Origin of the sequence: Lacrimispora indolis DSM 755 (genome assembly GCF_000526995.1) — a bacterium.
Taxonomy (GTDB): domain Bacteria; phylum Bacillota; class Clostridia; order Lachnospirales; family Lachnospiraceae; genus Lacrimispora; species Lacrimispora indolis.
This window is the reverse complement of sequence record NZ_AZUI01000001.1, coordinates 623,670-645,349: the sequence shown is the minus strand read 5'-3', so window position 1 is coordinate 645,349 and position 21,680 is coordinate 623,670. Positions and strand designations below refer to the sequence as shown.

At 45.9% G+C, this 21,680-nt stretch carries 23 protein-coding genes; 22 read left to right on the top strand and 1 reads right to left on the bottom strand.

Annotated features, from left to right (window positions below; translation table 11 throughout):
* Positions 1 to 170: 170 nt before the first annotated feature.
* From K401_RS0103080 to thiI, 9 genes are all read left to right on the top strand, one after another.
* On the top strand, positions 171 to 1,238 hold the full coding sequence (locus tag K401_RS0103080; RefSeq protein WP_024291596.1) for a mannonate dehydratase: 1,068 nt from the start codon (positions 171 to 173) through the stop codon (positions 1,236 to 1,238).
* A gap of 2 nt (positions 1,239 to 1,240) precedes the next feature.
* Positions 1,241 to 1,684 carry a DUF4432 family protein gene (locus K401_RS30950; RefSeq protein ID WP_051153083.1) on the top strand — a complete coding sequence of 148 codons (444 nt, stop codon included), beginning with the start codon at positions 1,241 to 1,243 and terminating at the stop codon, positions 1,682 to 1,684.
* A gap of 84 nt (positions 1,685 to 1,768) precedes the next feature.
* Entirely contained in the window at positions 1,769 to 2,428 is a 660-nt protein-coding gene (locus K401_RS0103070) for an RraA family protein (protein ID WP_024291595.1), read from the top strand.
* A 7-nt stretch (positions 2,429 to 2,435) separates the two neighbouring features.
* Positions 2,436 to 2,606, top strand: a complete 171-nt coding sequence (locus tag K401_RS32710) for a beta-propeller fold lactonase family protein (RefSeq protein WP_156882319.1) — start codon at positions 2,436 to 2,438, stop codon at positions 2,604 to 2,606.
* A 625-nt stretch (positions 2,607 to 3,231) separates the two neighbouring features.
* Positions 3,232 to 3,978 (top strand): sulfite exporter TauE/SafE family protein, encoded by a 747-nt coding sequence (locus K401_RS0103060; RefSeq protein ID WP_024291594.1) that lies wholly within the window; start codon positions 3,232 to 3,234, stop codon positions 3,976 to 3,978.
* Between the two features lie 9 nt (positions 3,979 to 3,987).
* The gene (prmA, locus tag K401_RS0103055) at positions 3,988 to 4,944 is read left to right on the top strand and encodes a 50S ribosomal protein L11 methyltransferase (protein WP_024291593.1); all 957 of its coding nucleotides are present in this window, start codon (positions 3,988 to 3,990) and stop codon (positions 4,942 to 4,944) included.
* Between the two features lie 65 nt (positions 4,945 to 5,009).
* Positions 5,010 to 5,747: a 16S rRNA (uracil(1498)-N(3))-methyltransferase gene (locus tag K401_RS0103050; RefSeq protein WP_024291592.1), complete on the top strand. Its 738-nt coding sequence runs from the start codon at positions 5,010 to 5,012 to the stop codon at positions 5,745 to 5,747.
* Between the two features lie 225 nt (positions 5,748 to 5,972).
* Positions 5,973 to 7,127 carry a cysteine desulfurase family protein gene (locus K401_RS0103045; RefSeq protein WP_024291591.1) on the top strand — a complete coding sequence of 385 codons (1,155 nt, stop codon included), beginning with the start codon at positions 5,973 to 5,975 and terminating at the stop codon, positions 7,125 to 7,127.
* Between the two features lie 84 nt (positions 7,128 to 7,211).
* Positions 7,212 to 8,390 (top strand): tRNA uracil 4-sulfurtransferase ThiI, encoded by a 1,179-nt coding sequence (gene thiI / locus K401_RS0103040; RefSeq protein WP_024291590.1) that lies wholly within the window; start codon positions 7,212 to 7,214, stop codon positions 8,388 to 8,390.
* Positions 8,391 to 8,457: 67 nt separating this feature from the next.
* On the opposite strand, the gene K401_RS0103035 is transcribed toward thiI, so the two are convergent.
* Positions 8,458 to 8,691, bottom strand: a complete 234-nt coding sequence (locus K401_RS0103035) for an HPr family phosphocarrier protein (RefSeq protein ID WP_024291589.1) — start codon at positions 8,689 to 8,691, stop codon at positions 8,458 to 8,460.
* Positions 8,692 to 8,842: 151 nt separating this feature from the next.
* Between K401_RS0103035 and mtaB the strand changes: the two genes are divergently transcribed.
* The 13 genes from mtaB (at position 8,843) to K401_RS0102960 (ending at position 21,673) form a co-directional block, all read left to right on the top strand.
* The gene (mtaB, locus tag K401_RS0103030; protein ID WP_024291588.1) at positions 8,843 to 10,162 is read left to right on the top strand and encodes a tRNA (N(6)-L-threonylcarbamoyladenosine(37)-C(2))-methylthiotransferase MtaB; all 1,320 of its coding nucleotides are present in this window, start codon (positions 8,843 to 8,845) and stop codon (positions 10,160 to 10,162) included.
* Between the two features lie 80 nt (positions 10,163 to 10,242).
* On the top strand, positions 10,243 to 10,503 hold the full coding sequence (locus K401_RS0103025; protein WP_024291587.1) for an IreB family regulatory phosphoprotein: 261 nt from the start codon (positions 10,243 to 10,245) through the stop codon (positions 10,501 to 10,503).
* A 165-nt stretch (positions 10,504 to 10,668) separates the two neighbouring features.
* Positions 10,669 to 11,109 (top strand): Holliday junction resolvase RuvX, encoded by a 441-nt coding sequence (gene ruvX, locus K401_RS0103020; protein ID WP_024291586.1) that lies wholly within the window; start codon positions 10,669 to 10,671, stop codon positions 11,107 to 11,109.
* A complete protein-coding gene (locus K401_RS0103015) occupies positions 11,099 to 11,380 on the top strand; it encodes a DUF1292 domain-containing protein (RefSeq protein WP_024291585.1) in 282 nt (93 codons plus the stop codon). Before ruvX ends, K401_RS0103015 begins: the two co-directional genes overlap by 11 nt.
* 45 nt (positions 11,381 to 11,425) lie before the next feature.
* Positions 11,426 to 11,893, top strand: a complete 468-nt coding sequence (locus K401_RS0103010; protein WP_024291584.1) for a Fur family transcriptional regulator — start codon at positions 11,426 to 11,428, stop codon at positions 11,891 to 11,893.
* A 15-nt stretch (positions 11,894 to 11,908) separates the two neighbouring features.
* Positions 11,909 to 13,576 (top strand): ribonuclease J, encoded by a 1,668-nt coding sequence (locus tag K401_RS0103005; protein ID WP_024291583.1) that lies wholly within the window; start codon positions 11,909 to 11,911, stop codon positions 13,574 to 13,576.
* Positions 13,577 to 13,668: 92 nt separating this feature from the next.
* On the top strand, positions 13,669 to 14,082 hold the full coding sequence (locus K401_RS0102995; protein WP_242837894.1) for an MltG/YceG/YrrL family protein: 414 nt from the start codon (positions 13,669 to 13,671) through the stop codon (positions 14,080 to 14,082).
* Positions 14,079 to 14,720: an O-methyltransferase gene (locus tag K401_RS0102990; protein WP_024291581.1), complete on the top strand. Its 642-nt coding sequence runs from the start codon at positions 14,079 to 14,081 to the stop codon at positions 14,718 to 14,720. The genes K401_RS0102995 and K401_RS0102990 overlap by 4 nt, the downstream gene beginning before the upstream one ends.
* A 138-nt stretch (positions 14,721 to 14,858) precedes the next feature.
* Entirely contained in the window at positions 14,859 to 16,088 is a 1,230-nt protein-coding gene (locus K401_RS0102980; RefSeq protein WP_024291580.1) for a peptidase U32 family protein, read from the top strand.
* A 152-nt stretch (positions 16,089 to 16,240) separates the two neighbouring features.
* Positions 16,241 to 17,098, top strand: a complete 858-nt coding sequence (locus tag K401_RS0102975) for a SatD family protein (protein ID WP_024291579.1) — start codon at positions 16,241 to 16,243, stop codon at positions 17,096 to 17,098.
* Positions 17,088 to 17,822: a DUF3307 domain-containing protein gene (locus K401_RS31690; RefSeq protein ID WP_024291578.1), complete on the top strand. Its 735-nt coding sequence runs from the start codon at positions 17,088 to 17,090 to the stop codon at positions 17,820 to 17,822. The genes K401_RS0102975 and K401_RS31690 overlap by 11 nt, the downstream gene beginning before the upstream one ends.
* Positions 17,823 to 18,155: 333 nt before the next feature.
* The gene (locus tag K401_RS0102965) at positions 18,156 to 19,457 is read left to right on the top strand and encodes a citrate transporter (RefSeq protein WP_024291577.1); all 1,302 of its coding nucleotides are present in this window, start codon (positions 18,156 to 18,158) and stop codon (positions 19,455 to 19,457) included.
* An 89-nt stretch (positions 19,458 to 19,546) separates the two neighbouring features.
* A complete protein-coding gene (locus tag K401_RS0102960; protein WP_024291576.1) occupies positions 19,547 to 21,673 on the top strand; it encodes a hydantoinase/oxoprolinase family protein in 2,127 nt (708 codons plus the stop codon).
* The last annotated feature ends 7 nt before the right edge of the window (positions 21,674 to 21,680 follow it).

The window sequence follows — 21,680 nt, the reverse complement described above, 5'->3', positions numbered from 1 at the left end:
TCATTTCCATATATATATCAATATAATACAAAAAATATCAAACGTAAAGAAGAAATCTGAACGGAATTAAGATATAGTATCAGTATAAAGAAATGAGCTTCTGTAAACAGTGGCAACAATTCATTTAATACTAGGAAAATAAATGATAGAATCGGTTTAGGAGGACAGAAATGAAGCTGGGAGTCGGTTTATACCGTTACATGCTAAAGGATGAAGAATTTACCTTTGCAAGGCAGTGCGGCTGTACGGATTTGATTATCCATCTTGCAAATTATTACGACGGCGAAGGGGATATTGTCAAAGCAACGAACGACAAGGAAAATTACGGAACAGCCAAAGCAGGGGAGTCTGTGTGGAGCCTGGAAAGCATGCTGGCCCTTCAGCAGAAGGCAAAGGATAAGGGACTTAACATTTACGGAATTGAAAACTTCAATCCGGCAGACTGGTACGATGTACTGTTAGATGGCCCTGGAAAAGAAGAACAGATGGAAAGCTTAAAGAGGATTATCCGTAATGCAGGAAAAGCGGGTATCCGTTGTTTCGGATATAATTTCAGCCTTGCGGGAGTGTGGGGACACCAGAAGACCACAGACGCAAGAGGTGGAGCGGTAAGTACCTGCTTTGACGCAGATCTTCTAGAACTGGATGCCAGGATTCCCAAAGGTGAAATATGGAATATGACCTATTCTGGAAATGAACAGGAAGGATATATTGAAGATATAGGATATGAGGAGCTTTGGAGACGGATGAGATGGTTTTTGGAAAACATTCTTCCTGTAGCTGAAGAAGCTGGGGTAATGATGGCGCTTCATCCCGATGATCCGCCTATGCCGTTTTTGAGAAATACGCCAAGGCTTGTTTATCAGCCGGAGCTGTACCAGAAGGTGCTGGATCTGGTTCCCAGCCCGTCAAACGGAATCGATTTCTGCATGGGCAGCATTCAGGAAATGACAAACGGAAATATTTATGATGCCCTGGAGCAGTACTCCTCCCAGGGAAAGATTGCCTATGCCCATGTGAGGAATGTACGGGGAAAGGTTCCAAAATATACAGAAGTATTCGTAGATGACGGAGATATTGACATAAGAAGAACTCTGGATATTCTATATAAAAACAATTTCACGGGCGTACTGGTTCCGGATCATACGCCTCAAATACAGTGCGGTGATTCATGGCATGCGGGCATGGCCTATGCCCTTGGATTTATAAAAGCAGAATTAATGAGTCTGAAGGACTGAAAATGCTGGAGAAGGAAATTTCTCTAAAGAATGGGGAAAGTGCTGTAACAATCAGGGAAAAAATCACAAACTTGGCGGAGGAGCCCATGGAACTTATGTGGGGGCATCATCCGACGGTGGGAAAGCCGTTTCTGGATGAAAGCTGTCAGATTCATACAAATGGAACCATAGGATTTACCATGGATGAAATGGATTTTGAGACCCAACGCGTAAAGCCGGGAACAAAGTTTGAATGGCTGGTGACAGACGATGAAACAGATCTTTCTCTGATTCCAGGAGAAAAAGCCGGAACAGCAGATATGCTGTATGTGACCGGTTTCCCGGAAAAGGCGTGGTACAGAGTATACAATGAAAACAAAGGCTTAAGCTATGGAATGAGCTGGGACAGCAGTTTTTTTCCATATATGTGGATGTGGCTGGTCTGCAGGCCTGGAAAAAGCGGTTGAAAATGGAGGTGCTTTCCGCCTGCAGGCAAATGAGGAGAAAAGAACAGAACTGTGCTTTTGGATTGAAAAAGGAGGAGATTTAAAATGGCGTTAGATAGACATGAATTGCTGGCAATTATGAAAAAAGAGCTTTACACTCCGGTTGTAGGTGATATACTGGATCAGATAGGACTGTATCATCAGTTCCTTCCTCAGGCAATCCGGCCTTTGAGGGAGGACATGAAGCTGGCAGGCTATGCTATGACAGTTTTGATGATTGACGTATATGGTGAGCAGAAAAAGCCTTTTGGACTTCTGACAGAGGCATTAGATGATTTGCAGGAGGATGAGATCTACCTGGCAACGGGAGGCGATATGCGCTGCGCCTATTGGGGAGAACTGCTGACAGCCACCGCAAAAAAGCGGGGAGCAGCAGGAGCAGTGGTCAACGGCTGGCACAGGGATACACCCCAGGTACTGGATCAGAACTGGCCTGTATTTTCCAGAGGCTGTTATGCTCAGGATTCCTCAGTACGGACGCAGGTAGTGGATTACCGCTGCAGGATTGAGCTGGACGGAGTCACCGTAATGCCCGGAGACCTGATTTTTGGCGATATTGATGGTGTTTTGGTGATTCCTGCAGAGCATATTGAATATGTAATTAAAAAGGCTCTTGAGAAGGCACGGGGAGAAAAAACGGTCAGAAAGGCCATTGAGGATGGAATGAGCGCAACAGAAGCCTTTGCAACATTTGGAATACTGTAAGGGAGAAATGATGGAGAGAGATTACGCGGTTTATGTGGGCACTTATGCAAACGAGAATGAGTCGGGAATTTTTAGGTATGAGCTGAATGGGGCTCAGAGAAAGCTTAAGCTTAGGCTGGAGCAGCAGGGAATTGCCAATCCATCCTATCTGGCACTTTCCGGGGATGATAACACCTGAACAGGAAATAACAGACTGCCGCTCTCCGGTATGTCTGACAGCTATAGCTGCTGACATATCTTAACATCGGCTTTTCAGCTTTACATGGACGTTAAATCAGTCCTTCCATATAATTATCAGACGGACATGAATTTTTTATCATAAAAAACAGGGGACGCGCCAGACAGCTGAAATGCTTCAGCCATATGACGCGCCTCCTGTTTTTCATTACAAATGTTTTTGGTTTGTAATTTGTGAAAATAGATCCTGTTCCGGTCCAATCACTCAGGCGGGTGTGATGGGGTGTAATGCATCAAGGAATTTCGTTTACTTGATATTTTTTTTGCCCTTGTTCTCGGAACGAAACAAAAGTATTTTCATCCGTTCAATTAGTTAATGCAGCAGCATCAATTTTTATTGCATCCTTTTTCAAAAAAAATTATTTATTTTAAAAAAGATGAAATATCCCTTCAAATTTCGTTCATGTTATACGCTTGCAACACATTTCATTGTATGTTATGATATCATGTGGTTTAATAATAAGAACGTTCGGTGCCCTGGCGGCTGACCGAGGGGCTGGTTTTCTGTTTTTTGAATTCAGCATTGCTTTTTTCGGGAAAACCATACCAAAGAAAGGAAACAATACATGTACCAGTATTTGATCGTCTGCCCTCTTGTTTTTCTGGCGGGTTTTGTAGATTCCATAGCCGGAGGGGGAGGGCTTATCTCCCTTCCGGCATATTTAGCGGCAGGAATACCGCCCCATTTTGCCATTGGTACCAATAAGCTGGGTTCTACCATGGGAACCGTTATCTCCACGGCCAGATATGCCAAAGACGGCTATATTAAAGCAAAGCTGTCGCTGTTTGCCGCCCTGTTTGCCGTGGTTGGTTCTGCCATTGGGGCGCATTTGTCAATGCTTGCCAGTGAGCGGGTATTAAAGGGAATGATGCTGGCAGTGCTTCCCATAGTCGCTTTTTATGTTCTCAAGAACAAAAATCTGGGAGAGCATGAGGCAGACACGGAATTGCCTGAGAAAAAAATGTTTTTGATCAGCATGTGTGCGGCCCTGATCATTGGCTGTTATGACGGATTTTACGGGCCGGGAACAGGGACCTTTTTGCTGCTGATCCTGACCGGACTTGCGAAAATGGATGTCAGGAGCGCATCAGGCACCACGAAGGTGATCAACTTATCATCCAACGTCGCGGCATTGGCAACTTTTTTAATAAACGGAAAGGTTTTGATTCCCTTAGGACTGGCGTCAGGTCTTTTCTGCATTGCAGGCCATTACATCGGGTCAGGCCTTGTGGTGAAAAATGGGTTAAAGGTCGTGCGCCCGGTGGTTTTAGTTGTGCTTTTGTGCCTGTTTGTGAAAATTATAAAAGGATAGGGAATTGCTATGAAATGGAAAAAGTTTACGCTGACCACTACCACGGAAGCCGTGGACTTGATCAGCAGCATGTTTGATGAGATCGGAATAGAAGGAATTGAAATTGAGGATAACACTCCCCTTACGGAAGCGGAGACAAAAGGCATGTTTATCGACATCCTGCCGGAGCTGCCGCCAGATGAAGGTCTTGCAAAGGTCAGCTTTTACTTAGAACCGGATTCTGACATAGATGGTATGTTAAAGCGGGTGGAAGAAGGACTTTCCCAGCTTTCCATGTTCACGGACTTGGGAGAATGTACCATAGAGTCCGGCGAGACAGAGGACAAGGACTGGATCAATAACTGGAAACAGTATTTTAAGCCGTTTACCGTTGACAATATTCTCATAAAACCCACCTGGGAGGAGATCCCGGAGGAACACAGGGACAAGCTTTTGATCCAAATTGATCCTGGAACTGCCTTTGGAACAGGACAGCATGAGACGACCCAGCTTTGTATCCGGCAGCTGCAAAAATACGTGACACCGGAGACCACTCTCCTTGACGTGGGCACCGGAAGCGGCATCCTTGGAATCACCGCCTTAAAGCTGGGGGTAAAAGAAGCATTTGGAACGGACCTTGACGAAAATGCCATTGCTGCTGTTAAGGAGAATATGGAAGCCAATGATATCCCCGGGGAGAAATTTAAAGTATTGCAGGGAAATATCATTGATGACAGGGACGTACAGGAGAAAGCCGGCTTTGAAAAGTATGATCTGGTTGTAGCCAATATTCTGGCGGACATCATCATCCTGCTTCAGAAGGAAATCTCCGTTCATATGAAGAAAAACGCTGTTTTCATCACTTCCGGCATCATCAATATGAAAGAGGAAGCTGTGAAGAAGGCATTTGAGGAAAATGAAGCCTTTGAGCTTGTGGAAACCACCTATCAGGGCGAATGGGTTTCCATAACTGTCAGAAAAAAATAGGAAGAGGAACGCCTTGCAGGCATATCTTTATGTCCAAAAGGCATGGACAGGGAAGAGGAAAGCGGATGTATCACTTTTTTGTAAATCCGGACCAGATCGGAGAGTCGGCGATACGGATTCTGGGACCGGATGTGAACCATATGAAAAATGTCCTGCGAATGGGAGCTGGGGAACAGATACTAATCAGCAATGGTGTGGATAAGGATTACTTATGTGAGGTCGTGGAAGTGGCTTCTTCAGAAGTTACGGCTAAGATCCTGTCTGTAGAAGAAGGCGGCGTGGAGCTTCCTGCCAGGCTTTATCTGTTTCAGGGACTGCCAAAGGGGGACAAGATGGAGCTGATCATCCAGAAGGCCGTGGAGCTTGGAGTATACCGGATCATTCCTGTGGAAACAAAGCGTACCGTGGTGCGTCTGGATAAAAAGAAGGAAGAATCAAAGCTCCGCCGCTGGAGGGCGGTTTCAGAAAGCGCTGCCAAGCAGTCCAAGCGGCTTATCATACCGGAGGTGGCCGGGATCATGACCTTTCAGGAGGCGCTGGCCTTTGCAGAAGAGCTGGACATGACTGTCATTCCCTTTGAACATGCAAAGGATATGGCTAAAACCAAAGAGATTCTGTCCGGAATCAAGCCGGCAATGAGCGCAGGGATATTTATCGGACCGGAAGGTGGATTTGAGGATTCTGAAATGGAGCTTGCAGAGCGTTTTGGAGCAAAGCAGATCACCCTGGGCAAACGGATCTTGAGAACGGAAACCGCCGGCCTTGCCATTTTATCCGTGCTGGCTTTCCAGCTGGAGGACTGACAGGCGCAGGAAATACCCTGCGGTATCCCTTGGCACCCGGTACACCCGATCATGCGGGGGGCACTGAAGCGGGGCGGCACTGCCGGAAATACGGGCAGTAAGAGGAACGCCTTTCAGGCATACCTTTATGTCCAAAAAGCATGGACAGGGAAGAGGAAGCACCCTTCGGGCATACCTTTATGTCCAAAAAGCATGGACAGGAAAGCAGAAAGGAAAGAGCCATATATGGAAGCTTACTTTGATAATTCGGCGACGACCAAGGTGTTGGAGCCTGTAAAAGATATTGTTGTAAAAATTATGACAGAGGACTATGGAAATCCTTCTGCCAAGCATAAAAAGGGAATGGAAGCGGAAAAGTATATTAAGGAAGCGGCGGAGATCATAGCCGGGACTTTAAAGGTAGCGGCAAAGGAGATCGTCTTTACCTCCGGAGGTTCCGAGTCCAACAACATGGCCTTAATTGAGGGGGCAATGGCCAATAAAAGGGCAGGAAACCACATCATCAGCACCGGCATTGAACACGCCTCTGTATACAATCCTCTGGCATATTTAGAAGAACAGGGTTTTTCCGTGACGTATCTGCCTGTGGATGCCCATGGCCATATCCGTCTGGAAGAACTGGAAGCGGCTATCCGCCCGGAGACCATTCTGGTTTCCATCATGTATGTGAATAATGAGATCGGCGCTGTGGAGCCTATCGAAGCTATTTCAAAGATCATTAAAAAGAAGAATCCGTCCATCCTGTTTCATGTAGATGCCATTCAGGCTTACGGAAAGTTTGTTATCAGGCCAAAGCGCCAGGGGATTGACCTTTTATCCGTCAGCGCCCATAAGATACACGGACCAAAAGGGGTGGGCTTTTTATACATTGACCAGAAAGTGAAAATAAGGCCCTTGATTTATGGAGGCGGCCAGCAGAGAGGCATGCGTTCCGGTACGGAAAATGTTCCGGGGATCGCAGGCATGGCAGCGGCGGCTAAAATCATGTATACGGATCATGGAGAGAAAATTCAGGCTTTGATTGCCCTTAAGGATTACATGATCAGCAGGCTTTCGGAGATCCATGGCGTTACGGTAAACAGCCTTCCCGGCGATTTATCAGCGCCTCAGATTGTCAGTGCCAGCTTTTCCGGCATCAGGAGCGAGGTGCTTTTGCATGCCCTTGAGGAACGGGATATTTATGTTTCCTCAGGTTCTGCCTGTTCTTCAAATCATCCGGCTGTCAGCGGAACTTTAAAGGGGATCGGCGTGAAAACGGAACTTTTAGATTCCACGCTGCGGTTCAGCTTTGGGGCTTATAACACAAAAGAGGAAGTGGATTACTGCATGGATGCGCTAAAGGAGCTTTTGCCTGTTTTAAGGCGGTATCAGAGAGGCTGAGGGAGTCTGCAGGAAAATAGTAATACCCTCCGGGTATACCTTTATGCCCAAAAGTCATGGGAAGGAAAGAGGAAAGGATAACAGATGCAATATCAATCATTTTTAATCAAATATGCGGAGATCGGAGTAAAAGGAAAAAACCGTTATCTGTTTGAGGATGCCCTGGTAGCCCAGATCCGCCACTCATTAAAAAGAGTGGAAGGCGATTTTGTGGTTTCCAAGGAGTCAGGACGTATTTATGTGACCGCTGAGTCGGAATATGACTTTGATGAGGTCGTGGAGGCTTTAAAATGCATTTTCGGCATTGCCGCCATCTGCCCCATGGTGCAGGTGGAGGACGATGGTTATGAGGATTTAAAAAAACAGGTGCTGTCCTATGTGGATGAATTCTACGAGGATAAGAATTTTACCTTTAAGGTCAATGCCCGCAGGGGAAATAAAAAGTATCCGGTAAATTCGGAACAGATCAACCGGGAACTGGGGGAACTGATCCTTAACGCTTTTCCGGAGACAAAGGTGGATGTCCATAAGCCGGATATGATGCTTCATGTGGAAGTACGGAATAAGATCAACATTTACTCCCATTCCATTCCAGGTCCCGGCGGAATGCCGGTAGGTACCAACGGAAAGGCCATGCTTCTTTTATCCGGAGGTATCGACAGCCCGGTGGCAGGTTATATGATCGCAAAACGGGGAGTGAAAATCGATGCCGTTTATTTCCATGCGCCTCCTTATACCAGCGAACGGGCAAAGCAGAAGGTGATCGATCTGGCTAAGCTGGTTTCTAAGTATTCCGGGCCGGTCCATCTGCATATTGTGAATTTCACGGATATTCAGCTTTATATTTACGATCAATGCCCTCATGAGGAGCTTACCATCATCATGAGGCGCTATATGATGCGGATCGCAGAACGGCTGGCAGGGGATTGCGGGGCAATGGCCCTTATAACCGGAGAGAGCATCGGACAGGTGGCTTCCCAGACCATGCAGTCCCTGGCAGCAACGGACGCAGCAACCACCATGCCTGTATTCCGCCCTGTCATTGGCTTTGACAAGCAGGAGATTGTGGATGTATCGGAAAAGATCGGTACTTATGAGACATCCGTGCTTCCTTTTGAGGATTGCTGTACCATTTTTGTGGCAAAGCATCCGGTGACAAAGCCCAATTTAAAGATGATTGAGCGGTCAGAGGAAAAATTAGAGGAAAAGATCGGGGAAATGGTTGAGACAGCCATAAGCACTGTGGAAAAGGTCTGGTGTTAAAAGAAAAATAAAATCGGGGTCCGGCTCCTTTTGGAAAAGGCCGGGCCCCGAAAGACATTAATTATGCTTAATCTACAATATATGGAGATAAAATATTTAAGATTTCATCGGCGTTGTTTTCGGAGTGAATATTTAAATCAATGGGTTTGGAAAGATCCAGGCTGAAAATGCCCATAATAGACTTTGCGTCGATTACGTATCTGCCGGAAACCAGATCAAAATCAGTATCAAATTTTGTTAAATCATTTACGAAAGATTTTACTTTGTCGATGGAATTTAAAGATATGCGAACTGTTTTCATGTGAAAAACCTCCTTAAGTGAGCTGTTTTTATTTTATCAGGGAACCGCCCCTTTTTCACTTCAATACTACTGATATATTGTATAAAAGTCAATGGTAATTTTACATGAAAATACTGAAAATAATCTGATTATTTAGATAGGAGAAAATAAAATGAAAAAGGCAGCCCTGCATAATCTTGGATGCAAGGTCAATTCCTATGAGACAGAGGCCATGCAGCAGCTTCTTGAAAACGCCGGATATGAAATTGTTCCCTTTGCAGAAGGTGCGGATGTTTATATCATCAATACCTGCTCCGTTACGAATATTGCAGACCGCAAATCCAGGCAGATGCTTCACAGAGCAAAGAAAATGAATCCTGAGGCAGTGGTGGTTGCGGCCGGGTGCTACGTTCAGGCAGCCGGGGAAGAGCTTAAAAAGGATGAGGCGGTGGATCTGGTCATCGGCAACAACAAAAAGACCGAGCTGGTTTCCGTTTTGGAGGATTATTTTGCCAGCAGGAAAGGGCCTGAAGAGGAAACAATTATTGATATCAGTGACACCAGGGAGTATGAGAACCTGTCCATTGGCAAGATTGCAGATCACACAAGGGCCTTTATCAAGGTCCAGGATGGCTGCAACCAGTTTTGCAGCTACTGCATCATTCCCTATACCAGAGGGCGGGTGAGGAGCCGGAAGCCGGCTGAAGTGGTGGAAGAGGTAAAACGTCTGACTTCCTCCGGTTATCAGGAGATCGTGCTCACGGGGATCCATTTAAGCTCTTATGGAATGGATTTTCCGGAGGAGGAGCGGCTTACCCTTTTGGATCTGGTGAAAAGCATTCATGAAGTGGAAGGCTTAAAACGGATCCGCCTTGGTTCCTTAGAACCAAGGATTGTGACCGAAGAGTTCGGCGGGGAGCTTGCAGGACTTCATAAAATATGCCCCCACTTCCATTTGTCCCTTCAAAGCGGGTGCGATGATACTTTAAAGAGGATGAACCGCCGCTACACCACGAAGGAGTATTTAAACTGCTGTAATATTTTGCGGAAGGTCTTTAAAAATCCTGCCATCACCACTGATGTGATCGTAGGATTTCCCGGGGAAAGGCCAGAGGAATTTAAGGCCACCAGGGAATACTTAGAAAAAGTCCGGTTCTATGAGATGCATGTTTTTAAATATTCTAAAAGAAACGGCACCAGAGCAGCGGTGATGCCGGAACAGATACCGGAATCCATCAAGGCGGAACGCAGCAATGAACTCCTTTGCCTGGAAAAGGAAATGTCCCTTGAGTACCGGAAATCGTGGCTGGGATGCAGGACAGAGGTGCTTATGGAAGAGGAATACTGGTGGAATGAGGCCCGTTACATGATCGGTCATACGAGAGAATATGTAAAGGCGGCGGTTCCATTTGAAGAAGGCTTAAAGGGTGCGGTGATAGAAGGAATTCTTGTGGAAATGATGAATGATGAAGTGGCATTTTTACAGCGCTGACAGACAAAATTTATTTTTGTCTTGCCGAATCCATAATTTTGGTTTAGAATATAGTAGAACAGTTAAAGGACGTGAGAAACATGGGCGATATTCATAATACGCAATTTTTCAAGGCAGTACAGGAAAACAAACTGAATGTAAGCCAGGTATTGGAACAGGTTTATATTGCCCTCACTGAAAAGGGCTATAATCCTATTAACCAGATCGTGGGTTATATTATGTCAGGGGATCCTACTTATATTACCAGCCATAAGAACGCCAGAAGTCTTATCATGAAAGTGGAGCGGGATGAGATTTTAGAAGAGCTTATGAGGGTATATATTAATACGAAGTTGAAGTAAGTTTGTGGATAATCTTAAGTCTAGCTGTCAGATGAAGTGAAAGAAGGCGGAGTCTGGCAGTTTGTTTTTATACGGTTGGCTTTGGACCAGCTTTATTTTGCTGCACAAATTATGACAGAATACGCGAAACCCTGGCAGCCTGCCGGATTCGTTAGGAGACAAAATATGAGGATTATGGGGCTTGATTACGGTTCTAAAACTGTAGGAGTTGCAGTTTCCGACTCACTTGGTATAACAGCCCAGGGAGTGGAGACAATTACGAGAGAAGAAGAGAATAAACTGAGAAAGACCTGTGCCAGGATTGAGGAACTGATCCGGGAATATGAGATTGAAACCATTGTCCTTGGGTATCCTAAAAATATGAATAACTCAGCAGGCGACCGGGCTGAGAAAACGGAACAGTTTAAAGAGATGCTTATCAGGCGGACAGGGCTTCCCGTCATCCTTTGGGATGAGAGGCTTACGACTGTTGCATCGGAGAGAATATTACAGGAAAGCGGCGTGAGGCGGGAACACCGCAAGGCGGTCATTGATAAGGTGGCAGCAGGACTGATTCTGCAGGGCTATCTGGACAGCTTACCGACAGGAGGCAGGAATGAACAGTGAAGAAATGAAAATTACCCTGACAACAGATACAGGGGAGGACGTGGAATTTTACGTTCTGGAAGAAACCAGAATCAATGGAATGAATTATCTGCTGGTAACCGATGCGGCAGATGATGAAGATGAAGGAGAATGTTACATCTTAAAGGATTTGTCAAAGCAGGAAGAGACTCAGGCTTTGTATGAGTTTGTAGAGGATGATAACGAGATAGATTATTTATTTAAGATATTTTCCGAACTGCTGGACGGAGCAGACGTGGATATTGAAGTTTGAAAGAAAAACATCTTTCATGATGGTGAGCAATTGAGGGACTGTCACATGAAACAGGAAGTTTTTAAAAATATGCTTCGAGAGAAAGGACTCAAGGTGACCAACCAGCGTATGCTGGTGCTGGAACTCATGGCAGAGCGCCCCGGGCAGCATCTGACTGCGGAAGAGATCTATGATCTGGCCAGGCAGAAGTACCCGGAGATTGGGCTTGCTACGATTTACAGGACCGTGCAGGTGCTGGTGGATTTATCAGTGATCGATAAGGTCAGTTTTGACGACGGATTTGCCCGCTATGAATTAGGGGGCTTGGATCGTGAGTCCAGACATCACCACCACCACGCAATTTGCAACCGATGCGGAAACGTATTTTCCTTTCAAGGCGATTTGCTGGATACGCTGGAGCAGGCTCTTCTTGACAGGTCAGGTTTTTTAGTGACTGATCATGAAGTGAAGCTGCACGGGTATTGCAGGGAATGCCGGGAGGCAATGGAAGAAGAACAGGACGGAAAATCATAAGATGGAGGTAAAATATTGAAAAAACAAGACAGCAACGCGAAAGTTAAAATCATTCCTTTAGGAGGAATGGAGCAGATTGGTATGAATATCACTGCTTTTGAATATGAAGACAGCATCATCGTTGTGGACTGCGGACTGGCATTCCCTACGGATGATATGCTTGGGATCGATCTGGTAATACCGGATGTTTCTTATCTGAAACAGAACATTGATAAGGTAAAGGGATTTCTCATCACCCATGGACATGAGGACCATATCGGCGCCCTTCCCTATATCTTAAGGGACATTAATGTACCGGTATATGGAACAAAGCTGACCATTGCCCTGATCGAGAACAAATTAAAAGAACATAATTTACTGAAAAACACCAAGAGAAAGGTGATCAAGCACGGACAGTCCGTTAACTTAGGCTGTTTCCGTATTGAATTTATTAAAACAAACCACAGCATCGCCGATGCTTCCGCACTTGCCATTTTCTCTCCGGCAGGCGTGATCCTGCATACAGGCGATTTTAAGATTGACTATACTCCCGTATTCGGGGAACCGGCTGATTTGGAGCGTTTTGCAGAGCTGGGCAAAAAGGGAGTTCTTGCCATGATGTGTGACAGCACCAATGCCATCAGGCCAGGATTCACTCCTTCGGAAAAGACCGTGGGAAAAACCTTTGACAACATTTTTGCAGACCATAAGAACAACCGCATCCTTGTGGCGACCTTTGCCTCAAACGTGGACCGGGTGCAGCAGGTCATCAACTCCGCGGCCAAGTACGGACGGAAGGTAGTGGTAGAGGGCCGCAGCATGGTCAACGTCATCGGTACGGCCAGCGAGCTTGGCTATATCAATATTCCGGACGGGACCCTTATTGATATTGACCAGCTGAAAAATTATCCTGATGAGCAGACGGTACTTATCACCACCGGAAGCCAGGGGGAATCCATGGCAGCCCTTTCCCGAATGGCAAGCAGCACCCATAAGAAGATCTCCATCAAGCCAACCGATGTGATAATTTTAAGTTCTCATCCCATTCCGGGAAATGAAAAGGCTGTTTCCAAGGTCATCAACGAGCTTTCCATGAAGGGAGCAGAGGTGATCAGCGATGATACTCATGTGTCGGGACATGCCTGCCAGGAGGAAATCAAGCTGATGTATGCCCTGGTCCGCCCCAAATATGCCATTCCGGTCCATGGCGAATACCGTCACATCATGGCTCAGAAAAATCTGGTTCAGGCCATGGGAATTCCCAAGGAGAATGTGGTCGTTATGTCCTCCGGCGATGTGGTGGAGGTAGGACAGGAATCCTGGAAGATTGTAGATCACGTGCAGGCGGGAGGAATCCTGGTAGACGGCCTTGGCGTGGGAGATGTGGGAAATATTGTTTTAAGAGACAGACAGAACCTGGCCCAGAACGGAATCATTGTGGTGGTTCTGACCCTGGAGAAATACTCCAACCAGCTTTTGGCAGGGCCGGACATTGTGTCCAGAGGATTTGTTTATGTGCGTGAGTCGGAGGATTTAATGGAGCAGGCCAGAAATATTGTTAACGATGCTGTTTCTGATTGTCTGGACCGCCATGTCAATGACTGGGGAAAGATTAAAAACGTTATTCGGGACAGCTTAAGCGACTTCTTATGGAAGCGCATGAAGCGGAATCCTATGATTCTGCCGATCATCATGGAAGTATAACAGGGGGCATACCTTTATGTCCTGTGAAACGGACAGTAAGAAGGAAACACCCTTCGGGTATACCTTTATGCCCTGTGAAGCGGGCGGTAATAATGAAAGGAATGCAGGATATGAGCCGGGCAACGAAAGAGATTAATAAAATAACAGGAGCAGTCATAGGGATTTCAAGCAGGCTTATTATCGTCGCCCTGGTGATCCTTCTGCTTTATGAGGGAGTTACCAGAGGATATGAGTTCGGCCATGAAATATTCTACGCTTCTGCCATGGAAGCGGAGCCGGGGCGGAACAAGGAAATAACCGTAAGTAAGGAAACCTCTGTGGCTCAGGCAGCAAAGCTTCTAAAGGACAATGGTCTGATTGCCAATGAATATTCCTTTATCATACAGGCGGAGTTTTTTGATTATAAGGTAAATCCGGGAGAATATACCTTCAACACTTCCATGACCTCCAAGGAGATCCTTCAGATGATGAATGAGAATACAGGGGAAAAGGAAGAGAAAAAATGATTGTAAATGACAGGATAACGGATTATATCAAGTCTCTGGAAACAGACAGAAGCCCGCTCCTTTCAAAAATCGGAAAAAAGGCGAGACAGGAAGGTGTCCCAATTATCAGGGAAGAGACCGCTGCCTTCCTTCAGACCATGACGGCGGCCATGAGGCCAAAGTCCATTTTAGAGGTGGGAACAGCGGTGGGTTATTCCACTCTTTTAATGGCTGAGACCATGCCGCCTGACTGCCATATCACTACCATAGAAAAATATGAAAAGAGGATCCCCCAGGCCAGGGAAAACTTTAAAGCGGCCGGGGAGACCCAGCGGATCACCCTTCTTGAAGGAGATGCGCAGGAGATATTAAAGGGGCTGTCCGGCCCCTTTGATCTTGTCTTTTTGGATGCGGCCAAGGGACAATATCTCCTGTGGCTGCCCAGGCTCCTGGAGCTTATGAGATCCGGCGGAATGCTGATTTCTGATAATGTCCTTCAGGATGGAGATATCATAGAATCCCGCTATGTGGTGGAACGCCGGAACAGGACCATTCACGGACGGATGCGGGAATACCTGTATGAATTAAAGCATTCAAAGCAGCTTACCACCTCCATTGTTCCTATCGGTGACGGCATTACCGTCAGCATCCTAAAATAATTTACTTAATGAAGGCGGACAAGGTGTGCCTGAATTTACACTGGAGAATTTAGAAAATAGAAAATCAGCCGTTCGGCGGGCCATAAGCCAGCCGGACTTTCATAATTTATCAGGAGACAAATACGAGAGAGGAGTTTTATGAGAAAGACCGAACTTTTGATTCCTGCAGGCAGCCTGGAGGTATTAAAAACCGCTGTGATTTACGGCGCCGACGCTGTCTACATCGGAGGAGAAGCCTTTGGCCTTCGAGCCAAGGCCAAGAATTTTACAATGGAGGAAATCCGGGAAGGGATTGCCTTTGCTCACGAAAAAGGGGTAAAGGTCTATATTACGGCCAACATACTGGCCCATAATGACGACCTGGCCGGAGTGGAAGAATATTTTAAAGAATTAAAGGAAACAGGGCCTGATGCCCTGATCATTTCCGATCCGGGAGTATTTGAGATCGCAAAGCGGATCTTGCCGGATATGGAGATCCACATCAGCACCCAGGCAAATAATACCAATTACGGGACTTATTTATTCTGGCACCGGCTTGGGGCCAAGAGGGTGGTATCCGCCAGAGAGCTTTCCCTGGCAGAGATCAAGGAAATACGCAGCCGGATTCCGGAGGACATGGAGATCGAAAGCTTTATTCACGGAGCCATGTGCATCTCCTATTCCGGGCGCTGCCTTTTAAGCAATTTCATGACCGGAAGAGATGCCAATCAGGGAGCCTGTACCCATCCCTGCCGCTGGAAATATTCCATTGTTGAGGAAAAACGTCCGGGAGAATATATGCCTGTTTATGAAAACGAGCGGGGGACTTATATCTTCAATTCCAAGGACTTGTGTATGATCGAACACATTCCGGAGATGATGGATGCGGGAATCGACAGCCTTAAGATCGAGGGACGCATGAAAACAGCCCTTTATGTAGCTGCCGTGGCAAGGACTTACCGGAAGGCCATTGATGACTTTAACAAAGATCCGGAGCTTTATCAGGCCAACATGGAGTGGTACCGTTCCGAAATCGGCAAATGCACTTACCGGGAATTTACCACCGGCTTTTACTTTGGAAAGGCCGATTCCACCACGCAGATTTATGATAACAATACCTACGTAAAAAACTACACGTATCTGGGAACCATTGAAGCGGTGGATGAGAGAGGTTTTGCCCGCACCACGCAGAAAAACAAGTTTATTGTTGGCGAGACTATTGAAGTGATGAAGCCTGACGGACGTAATCTGGAAGCCGTTGTGAAAGCCATCTATGATGATGAGGGCAAATCCCAGGAAAGCGCACCTCATTCCAGAGAAGTCCTTTTTGTTGATTTAAGTGTGGAAATGGAGCCTTATGACATCCTGCGCCGCAGTGAGATGGACTGATATAAAATAAAAACCCTCAGGGCCGCTGATATCCTGATCATGTTTGCAGTTGTAAGATGCAAACAAAAATGTGGTATAATTCCATATGCAAACAAATAAGTTTGACATTCCGCCGGTTGCGTGTATAATGGAAATTGGAGGCAGGAACTAATATGAACTACAGTGCGCTGATTATAGATATTAAAAAATCCAAATCTTATGATATAGGTACACGCAATGAGGTACAGGAATATTTAACGAAATGCATTAAGATGTTAAATGACATCAACAAAGAAGTACTTGCGTGTGAGGTGACGTTTAGCGGAGGCGACGAGCTTCAGGGACTGTTTCTAACCCCTTTTGCAGCGGTATCATATTGGAGAATTCTGGAACTTATGGTTCACCCGGTACAAATACGCGCGGGCCTGGGAGTGGGGGAATGGAATGTGAGGATAGAGGGAGGAACCTCTGCCCAGCAGGATGGCCCGGCATATCACCATGCCAGATATGCCATTGAAGAGGTATATAAAAAACAATTTCAAAATATCAGAATATACTCAAAATCAGAAAAAGATGTATTTGCCAATTATCTGCTGAATGTTTCCTGCGGTTACAAAGGCGGTCAGAATTATATGCAGAATTTTCTTCAGCTGGTCTCAGAGCTTCTTTACCCTTTTGTGGAAGAACGGAAGCGGGGAGCAGTGAGAGATCATGCTTTGGAAATGCTTAAATTAAAAGAAAGCTATGGAGTGAAGGAAAAAACATACGGCAGGATTCAGAAACAAGATGTGGATTTTTCCAATGGGAATGTGGCCATCCAGGATGAAATATTGATAACCGGCAATACGACAGAGGCTGATGAGGCTGTTTACAGAAAAGGAATGAATACCAGGATCGCTGACATCATGCAGAGATCCAGGCAAAATATAGACACAGTCATGAAACGGGGAAATGTCCAGGTGATCCGCAGTATGGATTATATGGCGCTTCAATATTTAAAAAACAATTACGGTGAAAAATATGATTCTTAAATTACTGTTGATAGGGCATATCATAGGCGATTTCTATGTCCAGACTGATGAGATCGCAGAAAAGAAAAAGAATAATTTCTCCATCCTGGTGATGCACTGTATGTGCTATTCCTTTTCCCTGTTTATTTGTGCGGTGATTCCCCTGACCAGGGATCAGGTGCCCGGACTCCTTATTTTTTCTGTTCTTGCCGGAATATCCCATGGAGCCATTGATGATTGTAAGATATGGATTGAAAAAAACAGAAATTTAAAACCCGGTCAGGATATCTGTCTGTTTTTCATTGACCAGATCTTACATGCTGCCATCCTTATAATCGGATGCAGCCTGACAGGGCTTACAGGCGGGGCGTATATACATATTTTAACAGGAAGCTATGATACAAAAGTACTGGCTGACATCATTAAGATGGCAATGGGAATCTTAATCTGCGGCCATCCGGCTTCCATACTGATCAAGCTGGTCTTTGCAGCAGTGACAAAGGAACGTGACACAGAAAATCCCAAAATCGGATCCTATATAGGAATATTGGAACGTGAAATCATATTCCTGCTGGGCATGATAGGGCAGTACAGTACCATTGGATTTGTGCTGACGGCAAAAAGTGTGGCACGTTTTAAAAAGCTGGAAGATCAGGCGTTTGCAGAAAAATATCTGGTGGGCACATTATTAAGTGCATTCATAGCCATTGCCTGTGCCGTGACAAACAGCTATTTTAAGATATAAAATCAGATTACCCATATGCTTTGGGCGGAAGAGGCGGAGAGAACCGGAAAGAGGTTTTCTCCAGCCTCTTTTTTATGCTAAAAAATGAAAGCGGGATTTTCTTTCTTTGAATGATCACAGTTTAAGGTAAAAGTATAAAGAAAATGTGTATTATTTATAAAAAATTATTTATTTTTTATAAATAATGCATATAGTATCTGCATCTTTCATGTGATATATTATATGAGAAAACTGATATATCAGATGAAATTTTAGTTGCGACACCAAGAATCAAATCCGGAAACAGACATGACGTAGCTGTAAAAAATTACAATTAAAAAGGAGAGAGAAACGATGCTTGACATTATTACTGGCATATTGCTGCTGCTGGTCTTTGTGGGGCTGGTAGTGTACTGCATGAAAGGCGGAAATCTTTTGATCGGATTTATTGCCACAGCCGTTTTATGGTGTTTGATCGGACGTGTGCCGATCAATGAGGTGGTAAGCGATGTATTTCAAAAGCCGCTGGATGATTACGGAAAGACCATAGCAATTATAATCTTTGGTGCATGGTTTGGACGTATTCTGGTTGATACGGGAATTGCCGGCTATATCATTAAAAAGACCGTGGAATTTGCAGGAGACAGACCCCTGGTAACCACATTGCTGCTGTGCATTATCTGCAACCTGCTTTTTACCAGCGTTTTTGGAGTAGGCTCCGTTATGGCCATCGGTATGATCGTGCTTCCCATTCTGTTTTCCATGGGAGTGGAGAAGAGGGCGGCTTTAGGCGCTTATATGCTGTCCGTTGCAGGGGGAATGTACTTAAACATCGCTTATGTGAGCCAGTTTGAAAAAGTATTTGGTGAAGATGTGGCTTCCTACAATGACAACTACATCCGCTTTGCCCTGATGGCAACTGCCATTCACATGGTCATTATGATCGCATTTGTTGTGTTCCATCATTTCAAAAACAGCAAAAGAGGAAGAAGGCGGGCCTGGGAAGCGGGCGTACAGGAAAGCTACGAAGAAAAGCCCCTTGGCTGGTACTGCTTTATCGTGCCTTTTGTGCCCATTGCAATGGTAGGAATTTTCAAATGGCAGCCGGTTCCGGCTTTCCTGTTAGGCAGCTTTATAGGACTTTTGTTCACACGGAATTTAAGGACTTACAAGACTGCTGTGGATAAGACACAAAAGACATTATACGACGGTGTTGCGGACAGCGGACTTTTGATCGGTATGCTTTACAGCGTAAACATTTTCCAGGGAGCTGCGACGAAGGTGGTGCCTTATCTTCAGACCTTGCTTGGTGATGTAGTTCCAAGATCCGAAATTGTAGTTCTGGCGGCCTTCTGTATTCTGGCGCCTCTGGCATTGTTCCGCGGACCGCTGATGATCTGGGGCTCCGGCATTGCTCTGTATTCGATTTTAAATGCAACGGGTGCGTTTAATCCTCATTTCCTGTTTGCCATGTTCCTGATTCCTCCGGTTGCTATTGTAGCAAGTGCTTGTCCTACCCAGTCCTGGACCATGTGGGGCTTAAGCTATGCAAAGGTAGAGCCAAAACAGTACATAAAGACCAATCTGCCGTGGGCCTGGGCAAGCCTTGTTGCCATTGAAATCCTTATTTATTTTACCATAGGAAGAATGGTTTAATGCTCAGCTTTGGCAGATGAAAAAGTTTCACAGATAAGGGCATGCAAAATGTCTGTATGCCCTTGCCTGTTTTAGATGGAGGACAACGAATGAGCAACCGAGCAATAAGAATTGGCATTGATGTGGGAGGAACCCACACAAAGGCCGTAGCAATAGACAACAGTACAAACGAGATTGTGGGAAAAGGATCCGTAATGACAACCCACCATGACGAAAACGGAGTGGCAGCAGGTGTTGTGGAAGCATTTAAGAAATGCCTTTCTGAGAACGATATTAAACCAGAGGAAGTGATTTTTATTGCTCACAGCACCACTCAGGCTACCAATGCCCTGCTGGAGGGAGACGTGGCAAAAGTGGGTGTCATTGGAATGAGCGGCGGCGGTCTGGAGGCATTCTTTACAAAGCGCCAGACAAAGATCAAGGATATTGATCTGGGAACCGGAAAGTGGATCAATATTGACCATAGCTTTATGAAAACCAAGGACATGACTCCGGATAACGTATCTTCTGTGATCAAAAAGATGGCAGATCAGGGGGATAAGGTGATCGTGGCCAGCAAGGCATTTGGCGTGGACAATATGAAGGAAGAGCGCATGGTTGCGGAGATTGCAGAAGGTCAGGGAATCCCCTGTACCGTAGCTTCTGATATTACAAAGCTCTATGGTCTGACCACCCGAACCCGAACCGCCTGCTTAAATGCGTCCATCCTGCCCAAAATGCTGGATACGGCCAATTCCACAGAGCGAAGCGTACGTGCCGCAAAGGTAACGGTCCCTCTTATGATCATGCGCGGGGACGGCGGGGTCATGGAAATCAACGAAATGAAAAAGCGCCCGATCCTTACCATGCTCTCAGGACCTGCGGCCAGTGTAATTGGTGCCCTTATGTATCTGCGGGCTTCCAATGGCATTTATTTTGAGGTCGGCGGAACCTCCACCAATATCGGGGTGATCAAAAACGGCCGTCCGGCTGTGGATTATTCCATTATCGGAGGGCACAGAACCTACGTAAACAGCTTAGATGTCCGGGTACTTGGTGTTGCCGGCGGAAGTATGATCCGTGCGAAAAAGGGCGCGATCGTTGATGTGGGCCCCCGTTCCGCACATATTGCAAATATGGGATATGCCTGTTTTACAGAGCCTGCGCTGTTTGAAGGGGCAGAATTATATTACATCAAGCCACGTGAAAATGACCCCAGCGACTATGTGGCGGTACGCTTGAAGAACGGCGAAAGCGTAACCATCACAAATACCTGTGCTGCCAATGTACTGGGAATCCTGGAAGACGGGGATTATGCAATGGGTAATTACGAATCCAGCTGCAAAGCCATGCAGCTGCTGGCCGATGAAGTGGGGATGTCCCTGGAAGATACGGCAAGGGCGGTTCTTCAAAAAGCTTGTGATAAAATCAAACCCGTCATTGAAGACCTGATCGATAAATACAAAATTGAAAGAGAACAGATCGTACTGGTAGGTGCAGGAGGCGGTGCCGGAACACTGTTGACCTTTACGGCAAATGAAATGAATTTTAAATACCAGATACCGGTGAATGCCGAGGTTATTTCTTCTATCGGCGTGGCGCTGGCCATGGTCAGGGAAATGGTAGAGCGGACCATTCCCAATCCAACTGCAGAAGATATTGCCGCCCTTAAGAAAGAAGCAAAGGCTTTGGCAATGAACAGCGGTGCAGTGGAAGACAGCATTGAAGTCTATGTGGAAATTGATGAGCAGGCCCAGAAGGTTACGGCCATTGCCATGGGATCCACAGAAGTGAAGACCACGGACTTAATGAAGAATTGTGATGAGGAAGAGGCGCTTACAATTGCGGCGGAATCCATTGGCCTGGAACGGTCTAAGATGAAGCTGGCAGGAAGCAATGGTTCCATATTTGTGGTGACTGCTGAAAAAGACGGGAAAACTCCCGTGAGAGTGATAGATAAAAAAGGCTTTGTGAAGGTGCAAAGATCCAATGGCACGGTGCTGGTTACAACAAAATCCAGGCTCCGTGAGGATTTGAAACTTGCCTGGGATAAGGCCAGCAACTTTTCAAGTGAAGTCAGGATCAATCCGGATTGTTATATTGCCTCAGAATCCAGAGTTATCGATTATTCCGGAATTCCGGCCTTGGATCAGGTATCAGGATTAGCCGGGGTTGAGCTTATTGATATCAAGGAAGATGCTGAAATCATCCTGATCCTGGCGCGCAACGAGCTGTAAAAAATGG

What these genes read in the sequence shown, in the direction of transcription:
- K401_RS0103080 (WP_024291596.1), top strand. Translation starts at nt 171, where the DNA reads ATGAAGCTGGGAGTCGGTTTATACCGTTACATGCTAAAGGATGAAGAA.
- K401_RS30950 (WP_051153083.1), top strand. Translation starts at nt 1,241, where the DNA reads ATGCTGGAGAAGGAAATTTCTCTAAAGAATGGGGAAAGTGCTGTAACA.
- K401_RS0103070 (WP_024291595.1), top strand. Translation starts at nt 1,769, where the DNA reads ATGGCGTTAGATAGACATGAATTGCTGGCAATTATGAAAAAAGAGCTT.
- K401_RS32710 (WP_156882319.1), top strand. Translation starts at nt 2,436, where the DNA reads ATGATGGAGAGAGATTACGCGGTTTATGTGGGCACTTATGCAAACGAG.
- K401_RS0103060 (WP_024291594.1), top strand. Translation starts at nt 3,232, where the DNA reads ATGTACCAGTATTTGATCGTCTGCCCTCTTGTTTTTCTGGCGGGTTTT.
- prmA (WP_024291593.1), top strand. Translation starts at nt 3,988, where the DNA reads ATGAAATGGAAAAAGTTTACGCTGACCACTACCACGGAAGCCGTGGAC.
- K401_RS0103050 (WP_024291592.1), top strand. Translation starts at nt 5,010, where the DNA reads ATGTATCACTTTTTTGTAAATCCGGACCAGATCGGAGAGTCGGCGATA.
- K401_RS0103045 (WP_024291591.1), top strand. Translation starts at nt 5,973, where the DNA reads ATGGAAGCTTACTTTGATAATTCGGCGACGACCAAGGTGTTGGAGCCT.
- thiI (WP_024291590.1), top strand. Translation starts at nt 7,212, where the DNA reads ATGCAATATCAATCATTTTTAATCAAATATGCGGAGATCGGAGTAAAA.
- K401_RS0103035 (WP_024291589.1), bottom strand. Translation starts at nt 8,691, where the DNA reads ATGAAAACAGTTCGCATATCTTTAAATTCCATCGACAAAGTAAAATCT.
- mtaB (WP_024291588.1), top strand. Translation starts at nt 8,843, where the DNA reads ATGAAAAAGGCAGCCCTGCATAATCTTGGATGCAAGGTCAATTCCTAT.
- K401_RS0103025 (WP_024291587.1), top strand. Translation starts at nt 10,243, where the DNA reads ATGGGCGATATTCATAATACGCAATTTTTCAAGGCAGTACAGGAAAAC.
- ruvX (WP_024291586.1), top strand. Translation starts at nt 10,669, where the DNA reads ATGAGGATTATGGGGCTTGATTACGGTTCTAAAACTGTAGGAGTTGCA.
- K401_RS0103015 (WP_024291585.1), top strand. Translation starts at nt 11,099, where the DNA reads ATGAACAGTGAAGAAATGAAAATTACCCTGACAACAGATACAGGGGAG.
- K401_RS0103010 (WP_024291584.1), top strand. Translation starts at nt 11,426, where the DNA reads ATGAAACAGGAAGTTTTTAAAAATATGCTTCGAGAGAAAGGACTCAAG.
- K401_RS0102995 (WP_242837894.1), top strand. Translation starts at nt 13,669, where the DNA reads ATGAAAGGAATGCAGGATATGAGCCGGGCAACGAAAGAGATTAATAAA.
- K401_RS0102990 (WP_024291581.1), top strand. Translation starts at nt 14,079, where the DNA reads ATGATTGTAAATGACAGGATAACGGATTATATCAAGTCTCTGGAAACA.
- K401_RS0102980 (WP_024291580.1), top strand. Translation starts at nt 14,859, where the DNA reads ATGAGAAAGACCGAACTTTTGATTCCTGCAGGCAGCCTGGAGGTATTA.
- K401_RS0102975 (WP_024291579.1), top strand. Translation starts at nt 16,241, where the DNA reads ATGAACTACAGTGCGCTGATTATAGATATTAAAAAATCCAAATCTTAT.
- K401_RS31690 (WP_024291578.1), top strand. Translation starts at nt 17,088, where the DNA reads ATGATTCTTAAATTACTGTTGATAGGGCATATCATAGGCGATTTCTAT.
- K401_RS0102965 (WP_024291577.1), top strand. Translation starts at nt 18,156, where the DNA reads ATGCTTGACATTATTACTGGCATATTGCTGCTGCTGGTCTTTGTGGGG.
- K401_RS0102960 (WP_024291576.1), top strand. Translation starts at nt 19,547, where the DNA reads ATGAGCAACCGAGCAATAAGAATTGGCATTGATGTGGGAGGAACCCAC.